General features: G+C 39.5%; 13 protein-coding genes and 1 pseudogene. 11 read left to right on the top strand and 3 right to left on the bottom strand.

Annotation, left to right across the window (positions count from 1 at the left end):
* Positions 1-2: 2 nt before the first annotated feature.
* Positions 3-2,057 carry a cation:proton antiporter gene (locus tag SMIDD28_RS06015; protein WP_061425257.1) on the top strand — a complete coding sequence of 685 codons (2,055 nt, stop codon included), beginning with the start codon at positions 3-5 and terminating at the stop codon, positions 2,055-2,057.
* A gap of 141 nt (positions 2,058-2,198) precedes the next feature.
* Entirely contained in the window at positions 2,199-3,059 is an 861-nt protein-coding gene (locus tag SMIDD28_RS06010) for a YihY/virulence factor BrkB family protein (RefSeq protein ID WP_061425256.1), read from the top strand.
* 76 nt (positions 3,060-3,135) lie between these two features.
* Here SMIDD28_RS06010 and queA read toward each other — a convergent pair whose 3' ends face one another.
* Entirely contained in the window at positions 3,136-4,164 is a 1,029-nt protein-coding gene (gene queA / locus SMIDD28_RS06005; RefSeq protein ID WP_061425255.1) for a tRNA preQ1(34) S-adenosylmethionine ribosyltransferase-isomerase QueA, read from the bottom strand.
* Between the two features lie 150 nt (positions 4,165-4,314).
* Between queA and SMIDD28_RS06000 the strand changes: the two genes are divergently transcribed.
* Entirely contained in the window at positions 4,315-5,022 is a 708-nt protein-coding gene (locus SMIDD28_RS06000; protein ID WP_061425254.1) for a glucosamine-6-phosphate deaminase, read from the top strand.
* Positions 5,023-5,160: 138 nt separating this feature from the next.
* Positions 5,161-5,337, top strand: a complete 177-nt coding sequence (rpsU, locus tag SMIDD28_RS05995; protein ID WP_000048054.1) for a 30S ribosomal protein S21 — start codon at positions 5,161-5,163, stop codon at positions 5,335-5,337.
* 61 nt (positions 5,338-5,398) lie between these two features.
* On the opposite strand, the gene SMIDD28_RS12190 is transcribed toward rpsU, so the two are convergent.
* Complete coding sequence (locus SMIDD28_RS12190) at positions 5,399-5,569, bottom strand: hypothetical protein (RefSeq protein ID WP_231075150.1); 171 nt, start codon at positions 5,567-5,569, stop codon at positions 5,399-5,401.
* Positions 5,570-5,665: 96 nt separating this feature from the next.
* On the opposite strand from SMIDD28_RS12190, the gene hprK reads away from it, so the two are divergent.
* From hprK to SMIDD28_RS05975, 4 genes are read left to right on the top strand one after another with little or no spacing between them, the layout of a single operon-like run.
* Entirely contained in the window at positions 5,666-6,604 is a 939-nt protein-coding gene (gene hprK, locus SMIDD28_RS05990) for an HPr(Ser) kinase/phosphatase (RefSeq protein ID WP_061425253.1), read from the top strand.
* Positions 6,597-7,385, top strand: a complete 789-nt coding sequence (lgt, locus tag SMIDD28_RS05985) for a prolipoprotein diacylglyceryl transferase (protein WP_061425252.1) — start codon at positions 6,597-6,599, stop codon at positions 7,383-7,385. Before hprK ends, lgt begins: the two co-directional genes overlap by 8 nt.
* Complete coding sequence (locus SMIDD28_RS05980) at positions 7,386-7,769, top strand: DUF948 domain-containing protein (RefSeq protein ID WP_061425251.1); 384 nt, start codon at positions 7,386-7,388, stop codon at positions 7,767-7,769.
* Positions 7,770-7,784: 15 nt separating this feature from the next.
* Positions 7,785-8,180, top strand: a complete 396-nt coding sequence (locus SMIDD28_RS05975; protein ID WP_061425250.1) for a YtxH domain-containing protein — start codon at positions 7,785-7,787, stop codon at positions 8,178-8,180.
* A gap of 316 nt (positions 8,181-8,496) precedes the next feature.
* Here the strand turns inward: SMIDD28_RS05975 and SMIDD28_RS12185 are convergent, their stop codons facing one another.
* A complete protein-coding gene (locus SMIDD28_RS12185) occupies positions 8,497-8,676 on the bottom strand; it encodes a hypothetical protein (RefSeq protein WP_061425249.1) in 180 nt (59 codons plus the stop codon).
* Between the two features lie 206 nt (positions 8,677-8,882).
* On the opposite strand from SMIDD28_RS12185, the gene SMIDD28_RS05965 reads away from it, so the two are divergent.
* The 3 genes and pseudogenes from SMIDD28_RS05965 to tnpA all read left to right on the top strand — a co-directional run bounded on the left by SMIDD28_RS05965 (position 8,883) and on the right by tnpA (position 14,831).
* Entirely contained in the window at positions 8,883-13,913 is a 5,031-nt protein-coding gene (locus tag SMIDD28_RS05965; RefSeq protein ID WP_061425248.1) for a G5 domain-containing protein, read from the top strand.
* Positions 13,914-14,033: 120 nt separating this feature from the next.
* On the top strand, positions 14,034-14,159 hold the full coding sequence (locus SMIDD28_RS12410) for a hypothetical protein (protein ID WP_269139748.1): 126 nt from the start codon (positions 14,034-14,036) through the stop codon (positions 14,157-14,159).
* A gap of 157 nt (positions 14,160-14,316) precedes the next feature.
* Positions 14,317-14,831 (top strand): annotated as a pseudogene (gene tnpA, locus SMIDD28_RS05960) (IS200/IS605 family transposase).
* Positions 14,832-15,358 lie beyond the last annotated feature (527 nt).

The raw sequence follows: 15,358 nt of genomic DNA, 5'->3' as shown, positions 1-15,358 counted from the left end.
ACGTGGAATTACTGATTTACCTCATCCTATTTTTACTGGTTTTGATTGTCTCAAGTACCACCAATAAGCTCCTGCCCTTTTTGCCCCTCCCTTTGGTGCAGATTCTTTTGGGAATTGTGATTGGTCTCTTTTTACCCAATACCGACTTTCACCTCAATACAGAGTTGTTTTTGGCCCTGGTTATCGGGCCCTTGCTTTTTCGAGAGTCGGAAGAAGCGGACATTACAGCTATTTTAAAACACTGGCGAATCATTGTTTATCTCATATTTCCAGTGATTTTTATCTCGACCCTGAGTTTGGGTGGCTTGGCCCATCTTCTTTGGCTCAGCCTTCCCTTGGCAGCTTGTTTGGCTGTTGGGGCGGCCCTTGGGCCTACGGACTTAGTGGCCTTTGCCTCTCTTTCGGAGCGGTTTAGCTTTCCTAAGCGCGTGTCCAATATCCTTAAAGGTGAAGGACTTTTGAATGATGCTTCTGGCTTGGTTGCCTTTCAGGTGGCCTTGACAGCTTGGACAACTGGAGCCTTTTCCCTTGGGCAAGCTAGCAGTTCGCTCATCTTTTCAATCCTAGGCGGTTTTTTGATTGGATTTTTAACAGCCATGACCAACCGTTTCCTCCATACCTTCTTGCTAAGTGTGCGCGCAACGGATATTGCCAGTGAACTTTTATTAGAATTGAGTTTGCCTCTGGTGACCTTCTTCCTAGCAGAAGAAGTCCATGTTTCAGGGATAATTGCCGTTGTGGTTGCTGGAATTTTAAAGGCAAGCCGTTTTAAGAAAATTACGCTCCTTGAAGCCCAAGTGGATACGGTGACCGAGACGGTTTGGCATACAGTGAATTTTATGCTCAACGGTTCTGTCTTTGTGATTTTAGGGATGGAGTTGGAAATGATAGCAGAACCTATCTTGACTAATCCAATCTATAATCCTTTACTGTTATTGCTATCTCTTATAGCCCTCACCTTTGTCCTCTTTGCTATCCGTTTTGTCATGATTTATGGCTATTATGCCTATAGGACTAGACGTCTCAAGAAAAAGCTAAATAAGTATATGAAGGACATGCTTCTCCTGACCTTCTCAGGTGTTAAGGGAACCGTGTCGATTGCTACGATTCTTCTGATACCAAGTAATCTAGAGCAGGAGTATCCTCTCTTACTTTTCCTTGTCGCAGGTGTGACGCTTGTCAGCTTTTTAACAGGCCTCGTGGTCTTGCCTCATCTTTCTGATGAACAGGAAGAAAGCAAGGATTATCTCATGCATATCGCCATTTTAAATGAAGTGACGCTAGAGTTGGAAAAAGAGTTGGAAGATACCAGAAATAAGCTCCCTCTCTATGCAGCCATTGACAATTATCATGGACGTATTGAAAATCTCATCCTGAGCCAAGAAAATAAGGGGGCTCAAGAAGACTGGGAGGCTTTGAAACTTCTCATCCTCAGTATTGAAAGTGATGGTTTAGAACAGGCCTACGAGGAAGGTAAAATGAGTGAGCGTGCTTATCGAGTCTACCAACGTTATCTGAAAAACATGGAACAAGGTATCAATCGCAAGTTTGCTTCACGATTGACCTATTATTTCCTTGTTTCCTTGCGGATTTTACGTTTTCTCCTTCACGAAGTCTTTACCTTAGGCAAGACCTTCCGCAGTTGGAAAAATGAAGAATCACAGAAACTCAGAGCCCTTGACTATGACCAAATTGCAGAACTCTATCTAGAAAATACAGAGATGATTATCGAAAGTTTGGAGAACCTAAAAGGGGTTTATAAGAGTTCTTTGATCAGCTTCATGCAGGATTCTCGTCTCCGAGAAACAGCTATTATCACCAGTGGTGCCTTTGTCGAACGGGTTATCAACCGTGTCAAACCTAACAATATCGATGAAATGCTGAGAGGCTATTATCTAGAGCGCAAGTTGATTTTCGAATACGAAGAAAAACGATTGATTACGACCAAGTATGCCAAGAAGTTACGACAAAATGTCAATAACTTAGAGAACTATTCCTTGAAGGAAGCTGCCAATACCCTGCCTTATGATATGGTGGAATTGGTAAGAAGAAATTAGTTAATACTCTTCGAAAATCTCTTCAAACCACGTCAGCTTTATCTGCAACCTCAAAGCTGTGCTTTGAGCAACCTGCGACTAGCTTCCTAGTTTGCTCTTTGATTTTCATTGAGTATAAGATTGTAAGTGGAGGAGTGTGACATGAAGAAGTGGTGGAAAGAGCTGATAGACAAGCCTTTATTAAAAGCTTTTTTGCATTATTATCAAGCATCAGATAGTGAGTTGACCAGTGTCGCAGTAGCCTACTATTGGTTGATTTCGATTTTTCCCCTGCTTTTGGTGGTGGTCAATATCCTCCCATATTTTCAGATTCCAGTTTCTAATTTTTTAAAGGTTGTCAATGAATTTTTGCCAGATACGGTTTATGATGTGGTCGCAAAGATTATTACAGAAGTACTGACCCAACCGTCAACAGGCTTATTGAGTTTTGCGGTTTTGTCAGCCCTCTGGACCTTTTCAAAATCCATGAACTTCTTGCAGAAAGCCTTTAATAAAGCCTATGGAGTGGCAAAAAATCGTGGGATGATTTCCCATCAGCTTATGAGTTTGTTTGTCAGTTTTGGCTTGCAGATTCTATTTGCCTTAGCTCTTTTTCTCAGTGTCTTTGGTCGCATGCTTCTCAACCTTATCAAGAGCTACTGGAAATCAGATAGTCCTATTTTTGATTATCTGCAAGACCTGACAGGCCCCTTGGTCTATGCCTTGATTTTTGCAATCTTGGTCATGCTTTATTATTTCCTGCCCAATGTTAAGGTCCGACGAATTCGCTCTGTATTACCAGGTAGTGCCTTTGTCTTATTGACTCTGGCCTTACTGCTCAATATCTTTTCAGTCTATGTCAACAATTATGTCAATCACATAGTGGACGTCCGTTTTTTCAGTTCTATTGTCGTTGTGGTCATGATGTTCTGGTTTATTCTCATCGCTAAGATTTTGATTGTCGGCGCGGTGATCAATGCCAGTGTTCAGAGTTTGGAAAATCTGAATTTTAGAAAAGACTAACGAATTTTTAATTCATTACAAAACGCATACTATCAAGTTTTTATGCCTGATAATATGCGTTTTTTGATTATGTAAATTAATAGATAAACATGGCATCGCCGAAACTAAAGAAGCGGTAGTGTTCTTGGATGGCATGGTGGTAGGCATCTAAGACTAATTCACGGCCTGCAAAAGCAGAAACCAACATAACCAGAGTTGATTTTGGCAGGTGGAAGTTGGTTGAGAAGGCATCCACTATCTTCCATTCATAGCCAGGTTTGATAAAGATATTGGTCCAGCCAGAATCTGCTTGGATTTGCCCATCAAACTTGGAACCAATAGTCTCCAAGGTGCGGATAGAAGTGGTTCCGACAGCGATGACACGACTACCATTTTCTTTAACAGAGCGGAGAGTGGCAGCTGCCTCCTCAGAAAGTTGGTAAAATTCTGAGTGCATTTCATGTTCGTCTAGATTGTCCACAGAAACGGGTCTAAAGGTTCCGAGTCCGACATGGAGGGTCAGATAAACCAGATGGACCCCCTTAGCTTGGATTTCTGCTAGCAATTCTTTGGTGAAGTGAAGACCAGCAGTAGGTGCTGCAGCAGAGCCACTTTCCTTGGCGTAAACAGTTTGATAGCGTTCGCGGTCATCCAGTTTTTCATGGATATAAGGCGGTAGCGGCATTTCACCTAGACTTTCCAAAACTTCTAGGAAAATTCCTTTGTATTCAAAGCGGACAATGCGGCCCCCGTGGGTCAATTCTTCTGTAACGACAGCGCTGAGACGGCCGTCACCAAAGTTGACACGAGTGCCAACCTTGAGGCGTTTGGCAGGTTTTGCCAGGACTTCCCACTCATCTTCAGCAGTATTTTTGAGCAGGAGAAGTTCCACATGACCTCCAGTTTCTTCCTTTTGACCATAGAGGCGGGCAGGGAGAACTCGGGTGTCGTTCATGACAAGGGCATCACCGGGTTCCAGCATATCAATAATAGAGTGGAAGTGTTTATCCTGCATTTCTCCTGTCTCACGATTGACGATGAGGAGTTTGGAAGCATCTCGTTTTTCAAGGGGTGTCTGGGCAATCAATTCCTCGGGTAAGTGGAAATCAAAATCAGCTGTATTCATATATCTGTTCATTCTTTCTAAGTTCTAATCCTATCCATTATAACATGTTTCAAGTATAGTCGCTCTTTTTTTAGAAATTAAATCGTTTTCACTTGACAAAAATTGGTCTATACCATATAATAAATATAGATAGAAATGGAGGATGAAAAGATGAAAGTCATTAAAGTTGAAAACCAAGTCGAAGGTGGAAAAGTTGCTTTTGAGATTTTGAAGGAAAAATTGGCCAATGGAGCTCAAACTCTAGGACTTGCGACAGGAAGCAGCCCACTTGAATTTTACAAGGAAATTGTTGAGAGTGATCTTGATTTTTCAAATCTAACCAGTGTCAACCTTGATGAGTATGTAGGCCTTGATGGCGACAATCCTCAGTCTTACCGTCACTTCATGCAAGAAAACTTGTTTAACCAAAAACCATTTAAAGAAAGTTTCTTGCCTCGTGGGGTTAAGGATCATGCTGAAGCTGAAGTTGAACGCTACAACCAAATTTTGGCTGACCATCCAGTTGATCTGCAAATCTTGGGAATCGGTCGCAATGGACATATCGGCTTTAATGAACCTGGTACTCCATTTGACAGTCAAACGCATCTAGTCGAACTGGACCAGTCTACTATTGAAGCCAATGCTCGCTTCTTTGACAAGATTGAAGACGTCCCAACCCAAGCTATTTCAATGGGGATTAAAAACATTTTGGATGCTAAGTCTATTATTCTTTTTGCTTACGGTGAGTCGAAAGCAGAAGCCATTGCTGGAACAGTGTCTGGCCCAGTTACTGAGTCTCTACCAGCAAGTAGCTTGCAAAACCACCCTGATGTGACCATTATCGCGGATGCTGAAGCGCTTAGCTTACTTGAAAAATAAAAAGCAATGTTCTGTTGAACGCTTTCAACTCTTGTATAAATGTAAGAAAAAATCAAAATTAAACCGCATTTTTGCTTGACAATTATTCCTTTTACGTGTAGAATAAAATAGATATTGAACTTGAAGGGAGTGAAAAAAATGTCTAAAACAGTAGTACGTAAGAATGAATCTCTTGACGACGCACTTCGTCGTTTCAAACGTGCGGTTACTAAAGCTGGTACTCTTCAAGAAACACGCAAACGTGAATTCTATGAAAAACCTTCTGTAAAACGTAAACGTAAATCAGAAGCAGCTCGTAAACGTAAAAAATTCTAATTAGAAATGAAAGGCTGGAGAAATCTAGTCCTTTTTCTTTTCATACTCTTCGAAAATCTCTTCAAACCACGTCAACGTCGCCTTGCCGTACGTATATGTTACTGACTTCGTCAGTTCTATCTGCAACCTCAAAACAGTGTTTTGAGCTGACTTCGTCAGTTTTATCTGCAACCTCAAAACAGTGTTTTGAGCAACCTGCGGCTAGTTTCCTAGTTTGCTCTTTGATTTTCATTGAGTATAAATAAATACTCCAAAGCCTGCAAAAATCTGAAATATCCTCCTACAATTTGATATAATAGAGAGAAGAACTCATTTGAAGGAGGAAATGATGTCGGTTTTAGTAAAAGAAGTGATTGAAAAGCTTAGACTAGACATTGTCTATGGTGAACCGGAATTGCTTGAAAAGGAAATCAATACAGCGGATATCACGCGACCTGGTCTTGAAATGACAGGCTATTTTGACTACTATACTCCAGAACGGATCCAGCTCTTGGGGATGAAGGAGTGGTCATATCTGATTGGCATGCCTTCTAACAGCCGTTATGAAGTTTTGAAAAAAATGTTTCTACCTGAGACACCAGCAGTCATTGTTGCTCGTGGTTTGGTGGTTCCAGAAGAAATGTTAAAGGCAGCTAGAGAGTGTAAGATTGCCATTTTAACCAGCCGTACGGCGACCAGTCGTTTGTCTGGAGAGTTATCTAATTACCTTGATTCTCGTTTGGCTGAACGGACCAGTGTGCACGGTGTCTTGATGGATATCTATGGGATGGGCGTCTTGATTCAAGGTGATAGTGGTATCGGTAAGAGTGAGACAGGCCTGGAGCTTGTCAAACGTGGTCATCGCTTAGTAGCTGATGACCGTGTCGATATCTTTGCCAAGGATGAGATTACTCTTTGGGGTGAACCTGCTGAAATCTTGAAACACTTGATTGAAATTCGTGGGGTTGGGATTATCGATGTTATGAGTCTCTACGGTGCCAGTGCCGTCAAAGATTCTTCACAGGTTCAACTTGCTGTCTATTTGGAAAACTATGATACACATAAGACTTTTGATCGTCTTGGAAACAATGCAGAGGAACTTGAAATTTCTGGCGTATCTATTCCTCGTATTCGTATTCCAGTTAAAACAGGTCGTAATATCTCTGTCGTGATTGAGGCAGCTGCCATGAATTATCGTGCCAAGGAAATGGGCTTTGATGCGACACGTTTGTTCGAAGAACGCTTGACCAATCTCATTGCTCAAAACGAGGAGGTGCCTAATGCTTGATCCAATCGCTATTCATCTAGGCCCTCTAGCTATTCGTTGGTATGCCTTGTGTATTGTAACAGGCTTGATTCTTGCGGTTTATTTGACCATGAAAGAAGCGCCTAGAAAGAAGATCATACCAGACGATATTTTAGATTTTATCTTGATTGCCTTTCCTCTGGCTATTTTAGGAGCTCGTCTCTACTATGTCATTTTCCGTTTTGATTACTATAGTCAGAATTTAGGAGAGATTTTTGCCATTTGGAATGGTGGTTTGGCCATTTACGGTGGTTTGATAACTGGGGCTCTTGTACTTTATATCTTTGCTGATCGTAAACTCATCAATACTTGGGATTTCCTAGATATCGCAGCGCCTAGTGTCATGATAGCCCAAAGTTTGGGACGCTGGGGCAATTTCTTTAACCAAGAAGCCTATGGTGCAGCAGTGGATAATCTGGATTATCTACCTGGCTTTATCCGTGACCAGATGTATATTGATGGGAGCTACCGTCAACCGACCTTCCTTTATGAGTCCCTATGGAATCTACTTGGATTTGCCTTGATTTTGATATTCAGACGAAAATGGAAGAGCCTCAGACGAGGTCATATCACTGCTTTCTACTTAATTTGGTATGGTTTCGGTCGTATGGTTATCGAAGGTATGCGAACAGATAGTCTCATGTTCTTCGGCCTTCGAGTGTCTCAATGGCTATCAGTTGTCCTTATCGGTCTCGGTATTTTTATCATTCTATATCAAAATCGAAAGAAGGCCCCTTACTATGTTACAGAGGAGGAAAACTAAATGTTAGAAGTTGCATATATTCTTGTAGCTCTTGCTTTGATTGTCTTTTTGGTCTATCTGATCATTACTGTACAAAAGCTTGGACGTGTTATCGATGAAACAGAGAAGACGATTAAAACCTTAACTTCAGATGTGGATGTGACCTTGCATCATACCAATGAATTACTGGCTAAGGTCAATGTCTTGGCAGATGATATCAATGTCAAGGTAGCAACGATTGATCCACTCTTTAATGCTGTTGCAGATTTATCTATATCTGTTTCAGATCTCAATGACCATGCGCGTGTCTTGAGCAAGAAAGCTTCATCAGCTGGTTCAAAAACACTCAAGACTGGTGCAAGTTTGTCAGCTCTTCGTCTTGCAAGTAAATTTTTCAAAAAATAAAAAAGGAGAATCCTTATGGGTAAACTATCCTCAATCCTTTTAGGAACCGTTTCAGGTGCAGCTCTTGCCTTGTTTTTAACAAGCGATAAGGGCAAACAAGTTTGCAGTCAGGCTCAAGATTTTCTAGATGATTTGAGAGAAAATCCTGAGTATGCCAAGGAGCAGGTCTGTGAAAAACTGACAGAAGTTAAGGAGCAAGCTACAGATTTTGTTCTGAAAACCAAAGAACAGGTTGAATCAGGTGAAATCACTGTGGACAGTGTACTTGCTCAAGCCAAATCATGTGCTCGTCAAGTGACAGAAGTCTCAAAAGATCGATTCAATAATCTCAAAGAGCAATGGCAAGAAAAGGCCGAAACTCTTGATGAATCAGAAGAGATTGTGATTGATATCAAAGAAGAAAAAATCTAGATTTGATGAGACTGGGAGAAAACTCAATTCTAGGAGAAAATGAAGTAGATCTTCCCACAATTAAACGCATAGTATCAAGGTTTTTCAAGACTTGATATTATGCGTTTTTTGATTTTAATACTCTTCAAAAATCTCTTCAAACCACGTCAACGTCGCCTTGCCGTATATATGTGACTGACTTCGTCAGTCTTATCTACAACCTCAAAACACTGTTTTGAGCAGCCTGCGGCTAGTTTCCTAGTTTGCTCTTTGATTTTTATTGAGTATAAAGACTTTTCGACAAACCTTTTTTAAAACACATGAGTGTTATGATTTTTTATGGTATAATGGCAGTGTTGAAAGTGAAATATTTATACTCTTCGAAAATCTCTTCAAACCGCGTCAACGTCGCCTTGCCGTAGATATGGTTACTGATTTCATCAGTTCTATCTACAACCTCAAAGCAGTGCTTTGAGCAACCTGCGGCTAGTTTCCTAGTTTGCTCTTTGATTTTCATTGAGTATTACATTTTTTTATATTTTACTGATATTTTATTAACATGAAGCTATCCATTTTTCTATGATTAGAAATCAATGTGGTAGTTTATAATCAAGTAGAGGAAAAGCTTTAAAATTTTAGTCAAGAGACAATCTAGTATTTTGTCAAGAGAAAATATTAGAACCCTCTATTTTGTAAAAAATAGTGAGAAAGAAAGTTGGTAAAATGAAAGACATTTTTAATAAACGTCAACGTTTTTCGATTCGAAAGTTTTCTGTTGGAGTGGCTTCTGTATTAATAGGAATTGCCTTGTTTACACCATCCCAGGGAGTGCTTGCTTCTACGGAAAATTCTCTACCTTCTGTGGAGAAAAGAGAAGAAGTTCAACCTATATCAGATAATCAAAATAATCCTTCTTCTGAGTTAGATACCAGAGATGTTCCAATAGGATCTACAAGGACTACAGAACCCGGCACATCTGTGGATAAAGAAAATAATAGCTTGACCACAAGGGCTTCCGCGGCGGGTGAAGACAGATCAAGCACTCCAGCGGTGAGAGCAGCATCAAATCCTTCCGAGGTTAAAAAGTATGAATTAACTGATGAGTACGCTAAGCAAATAAAAGCAGGAGTAATCGGTTCGGAAGGTGATAAGCTTGATAGTTTATTGTTAAACGGCCCTCAATTAAGTCCAGACGCTTATACAGATGAAGATTACTTGAAGGATAAAGAAGAGCTTTACATTTATGAAAAAGGCGGGAAAAAGTATGTAGGCTATAATAGTCATCCCTTATTAGAAGATACTGATGGTGATGGTATTATTGACAGTAACGAAAAGCCAGATGAAAAATTAAAATGGAATGTAAGTGAGCGCGATATGATTATGTTCATGGAATTGTCCTACCGTGATGATAATTATATTGATAGAGTGTTGGATCATAAGAAACCCTTAACAGAATCAGAGTTGTATAAAAAGAATGGTGACAGTAGACCACGTTATGAATATATGATGATGAATAAGGAGTTGGCACCTTATTGGGAAAGGAAGAAAAGTTATCATACATCCAGTGGACTAGATGCTGTCTTGTATGAAACTAAGAGTGATTTCTTATATTTACCAAATGGAACTGCACAAGTATTAGCCTTTCGTGGAACAAGTGATGCGAAGGATATAGGAGCTGATATAACACTTGGATTAGGAAGCAATCCTCAACAAGGGATCGATGCAGAAAATATTATGCGTGAACTGGCCAAAGATAAGAGTATTACCAATCTTTATTTGACAGGCCATTCTTTAGGAGGATATTTAGTACAACGGGCAATGGTTGAAGCCTATCAGTTGGCATATTCTGACAGCAGAGTTATGTCTCCTAAAGAACAGCGGGCTTATAGAAACTTTTATAATAATGTATTAAAAAAAGGAACAACATTCAATGCTCCAAAAGTTGTGACCAATTTGCTTTCCAGTCGTGAATTTTGGCAAAAAGGTTTAGATAGCAAAAAAATAGCCAAGTCTGGTAAAATGATTCATTATATTGTTGATAATGATTCGACGATAAGAAAAGGCGTCAGCAATGATAGTGATGTTGTGATAAATGTTGGATCAACTAGCGGTGGACACAGTTCTCGTTCCTATTTTGAAGCCGATATGATTAATAGAAGACCAGAATTTATATCTGGGAAACGCATTTCTTTAGATGCAACTGGATATCAAAATCCAAAACTTACAACTATTAAATCTGTAGAAAAAGTTGGAGAAACTACTGTATATAGTAAACGCGGAGATGACATCATTAAGTCAATAACTGTTAGTATGAGAGATTCTGATACAGGACAGATTACTAACAATACTCTTGATGAAGTGTTTAAGAAAGATGGAGCCAAGTCTACAGTTGTCGATACCCAACTTGAGCCAAGTGTACGTTATGAAAAAGATGCCACAAGGGCTAAAGGTGAAGCAAATGTAACAATAGCTGGTACTCCAGGTACTAGTGCAGTAACTACGACTTATAGTGTAAATCCTAACACTGGAGATCTGATTGCACATATAGAACAACCAGTAGTTAAGCAACCGGCAATAGAAACAGTTGTCAAAGTCGCAGCCAAGGATGAAGTAGAATACATTAAAAAAGGATACGACGTTGTTAAGAAGACAACAAGTTACACAGTAAACTCAAAAACTGGCAGTCTTACTTCGACTGAGAAGGAAGAAGTAGTCAATAGAGGTGGCGCGAGGGATATAGTTGAGTATAATTCAGTTGAACCCAAACCAGTTTATTTAAAAGATGTGAACAGTCCAAAAGGTACGAATACCGTTCAATTTCCAGGGAAAGCAGGAAAAACTAAAGTCACCACAACCTATAGCGTAAATCCAGTAAATGGAACCCTAACTCCATCAAAAGGCAAACCAGAAGTCGTAACTCTACCAATAGCTAGAGTTGTAAAAGTGGGAGCGAAGGATAAAGTAGAAGTAGAAACAATCCCATCCCCAGTAACATACGAAAAAGATGCTAGTCGAGAAAAAGGTCAAGCCAATATTACTGTCCCAGGAAAAGCTGGAAGTAAAACAACCACAATGACTTATACAGTAAATCCAGACAATGGGGAAGTTACTCCAAATGTAGGAGAGCCAGTAATAGTAAATCCAACAGATACAATCGTTAAAGTTGCGGCTAAGGATAAAGTAGTAGAAACACCAATTGAACCCGCAGTGGTTTACGAAAAAGATGGCACTCGTGACTTTGGTACACCAGACGAGCCTAGAGAAGGAGCAAAAGGAAAATCTGTAACGACTACAAGGTATGACGTTAATCCAAATAATGGAACAGTCACAGAGCACGTTGGCAACCCAGTGGTCACCCCAGCTGGTAAAACAATAGTTAAGGTTGGGGCTAAAACTAAGGTTGAGAGTGGCAAGGATGACCAAGGTCGTGAAGTGATCAACACTACAACTTATGAAGTTGATCCAAAAACAGGTAAGGTAACTCCTACAACAGTGACTACTTACGGAACAAGAAAAGAACCAACGGTTGAGAAGAGGGTAGTACTATCTCCAGTAGTTTACGAAAAAGATGATACGAAAGAAAAAGGTACTGAGGCAACTACAGTTAAAGGTGAGGACGGTGAAGATAGTATCACAACCACTTACACTGTAGATCCTAATACTGGTAAGATTACGGCAACTGAAGGTCAACCAGTTCGTACGAAAGAACCAACTAATACGATTGTTAAAGTTCCCGCTAAGGATAAAGTAGAAGTAGAAACAATCCCATCCCCAGTAAAATACGAAAAAGATGCTAGTCGCGAAAAAGGCCAAGCCAATATTACTGTCTCAGGAGAAGATGGAAGTAAGACAACGACAACGACCTACACAGTAAATCCAAATAATGGGGAAGTTACTCCAAATGTAGGAGAGCTAGTAATAGTAAATCCAACGGATACAATTATCAAAGTCGCAGCAAAAGATAAAGTAGTATACTCTAAAGACGGAGATAACATCGTCAAAGAAGTTACTACATATACAGTAAATCCAACCAATGGAAACATCACAGAGCATACAAGAAAAGAAACGTTTAAAGAAAACGGATTGAAGGATAAAGTAGACGTAGAAACAATCCCATCCCCAGTAAAATACGAAAAAGATGCTAGTCGCGAAAAAGGCCAAGCCAATATTACTGTCCCAGGAAAAGCTGGAAGTAAAACAACCACCACGACTTACACAGTAGATCCAAACAGTGGAGAAGCTATTGCACATGTAGGAGATCCAGTAATAGTAAATCCAACAACTACTATCGTTAAAGTAGCAGCGAAAGATGAAGTAGTAACTTCTAAAGATGGCAATAACATTGTGAAGACAGCAACTTCATATACAGTAAATCCAGATAATGGAAACATAATAGAGCATACAACAAAAGAAACATTTAAAGAAAATGGAGCTAAGGATAAAGTAGAAGTAGAAACAATCCCATCTCCAGTAAAATACGAAAAAGATGCTAGTCGAGAAAAAGGTCAAGCAAATATTACTGTCCCAGGAAAAGACGGGAGTAAGACCACCACCACGACTTATACAGTAAATCCAGACAATGGGGAAGTTATTCCAAATGAAGGAAATCCAGTCATAGTAAATCCAACAGAAACAATCGTTAAAGTCGCGGCTAAGGATAAAGTAGTAGAAACACCAATTGAACCCGCAGTGATTTATAAAAAAGATGACACTCGTGACTTCGGTACACTAGATGAGCGTACTGAGGGTGAAAAAGGTAAAACAGTTACTACAACCACTTACGATGTAGATCCAAATGACGGTCATATCACAGAGCACGTTGATACAGTGGTCACCCCAGCTGGTAAAACAATAGTTAAGGTTGGGGCTAAAACTAAGGTTGAACGTAATAAGGATGACCAAGGTCGTGAAGTTATCAACACTACAACTTATAAAGTTGATCAAAAAACAGGTAAGGTAACTCCAACAACAGTTCGAACTTATGGGAAAACGAAAGAACCAAAAGTAGAGTTAGAACAAGATCCTAAGACAGGTGACGTTACAGTAACACCGAATAAACCAGATGGCTCAACATACCCACCAGGAACTACGGTAGAAATCCCAGGTAAAGGTGACAAGCCAATCACAGTCACAATCGGTGAAGACGGTAAAGGTAAAGTACCAAACAGTGAATTACCAGAAGGTAAAGTTCCGGGTACAGGTAAGATTACTGAACCAGGTAAACCAGCTGTGGAAGTTCCAGTAGAAAATCCAGCTAAGGTAACAATTTTTGAAAACGGTGTATTACCGGCTTCAATTGAATTGCCAGAGCTAATGATTGAGGTTCGATGGACTGATAAAGATGGAAATGTATTGAAACCATCTGTTAAGACAGGTAGTGAAAAGGATGCTGAGCATGGAACAATTCCGGGATATGAATTTGTACGAACTGTGATAGTTGAAAATGACCCAGTAATTACCCACATTTTCAGAAAAGTAAGTTCAAACACAAATACAATTCCAGTAACACCTGATACTAATGAAAATTCTGGTCACGATACACCTGCACCAACAACTCCAATTCCAGATGAAGTTATTCCGAATGCAACTCATGAATATACTACAGATGCTATTGATAATGGAGTTAAATCAAATGATTCTCGAAATGTATTGCCAAATACAGGAACAGAATCAAATGCGACTCTTGTCTCTCTAGGACTTCTTGGTATTATAAGTGGTCTCGGGCTTGCTCTTGGAAAGAAAAAAGAAGACTAAAAATTTAGTCAAAATATGAATGGTTCATTGTTAAGTGGACAATGAAATATTAAACAACAGCCTTGTTCCTCATTTCAAGAGGTGCAAGGCTGTTGTTGTATTATGTGACTTTCATACTCAATGAAAATCAAAGAGCAAACTAGGAAACTAGCCGCATGCTGCTCAAAACACTGTTTTGAGGTTGTAGATAGAACTGACGAAGTCAGTAACATATGCCTACGTCAAGGCGACGTTGACGTGGTTTGAAGAGATTTTCGAAGAGTATCAGTCCGTCTCGCTCCGTTAGGTGCGAGACAAAAAAACCACCCGCTATGCGGGTGCGCGTCGAAGGTTATACCAAAAAAACTCCGAACGCGATACAATAAAGGTGTTCAAGCCAATTGTAAAGCGAAAGGAGAAAAATATGGCACAAAAGGCTCATAGTTTATCGCACACAAAGTGGCACTGTTCTATCACATTGTGTTCACCCCTAAGTATAGACGAAAAGTTATCTATAATCAATATCGAAGTAGTTTAGGCAAAATATTTCATCGCTTGTGTAGTTATAAAGGAGTTGAAATTATCGAGGGTCACCTAATGCCTGATCATGTACACATGTTAGTAAGTATTCCACCAAGGATAAGTGTTTCGAGTTTCATGGGTTATTTGAAAGGAAAAAGTGCACTCATGATGTTTGACAAACACGCCAATCTCAAGTACAAGTTTGGGAATCGGCATTTCTGGGCGGAAGGTTATTATGTGAGTACAGTAGGGCTTAATGAAGCCACAATTAAGAAATATATCCAAGATTAAAGAAATTATCCAGTGGATGATTTCTTCACGAGTATGAAAATTTGAGAACGAGTAAAGCATGATATAGCACTAGATAAATTAAGTGTAAAAAAATATGAGGATCCCTTTAGGGATAGTGGTAAGTAATACTAAAGCCTCTTTGAGAGGCAAGTGACGAGTCAAGAGCAATGAGGCTTGAACAACGTGAAAGCCAGCGTCTTTAGGCGCTGGCTGGTAATTTGGGCTTATAGCCCTGGTTCAAGAGGCTGGGACAAAAGTCTAACCTTAAATATAAAAAGCGAACAAATCGAGTTATCTGACACTCAAAATTCTATCTTGTTCGTTTTTTTGTCTAATCTATCGATTTTAAAATTTTATAATAAAGTATTCCTAACATCAAAATCTTTTTGTCTCAGCCTCCATGATTTTCGATTATAGTTTTTTCTAGTTCTGAAAAAAGAGAAATACTTCATAAGGGACACAAAATGCGTATGGGTAAAAGTGGGAAAATACAGTGCATAAGTTAAATGCATATTATGTGTAGAAAAGATGTTGTATTCACAAAGAAAACTTATTTAAGAAGAGATTGTATAGTCATAGAAACTCAACGAAATGAAACAAATTTGGCAACAAATTATCAACAAAATTATCAGAGTAATTAAATTAGAAAAAAA

The sequence above is a fragment of the Streptococcus mitis genome (genome assembly GCF_001579045.1).
Lineage (GTDB): Bacteria > Bacillota > Bacilli > Lactobacillales > Streptococcaceae > Streptococcus > Streptococcus mitis_D.
The sequence above is the reverse complement of the archived record's forward strand: the minus strand, read 5'-3'. Positions and strand labels throughout refer to the sequence as shown.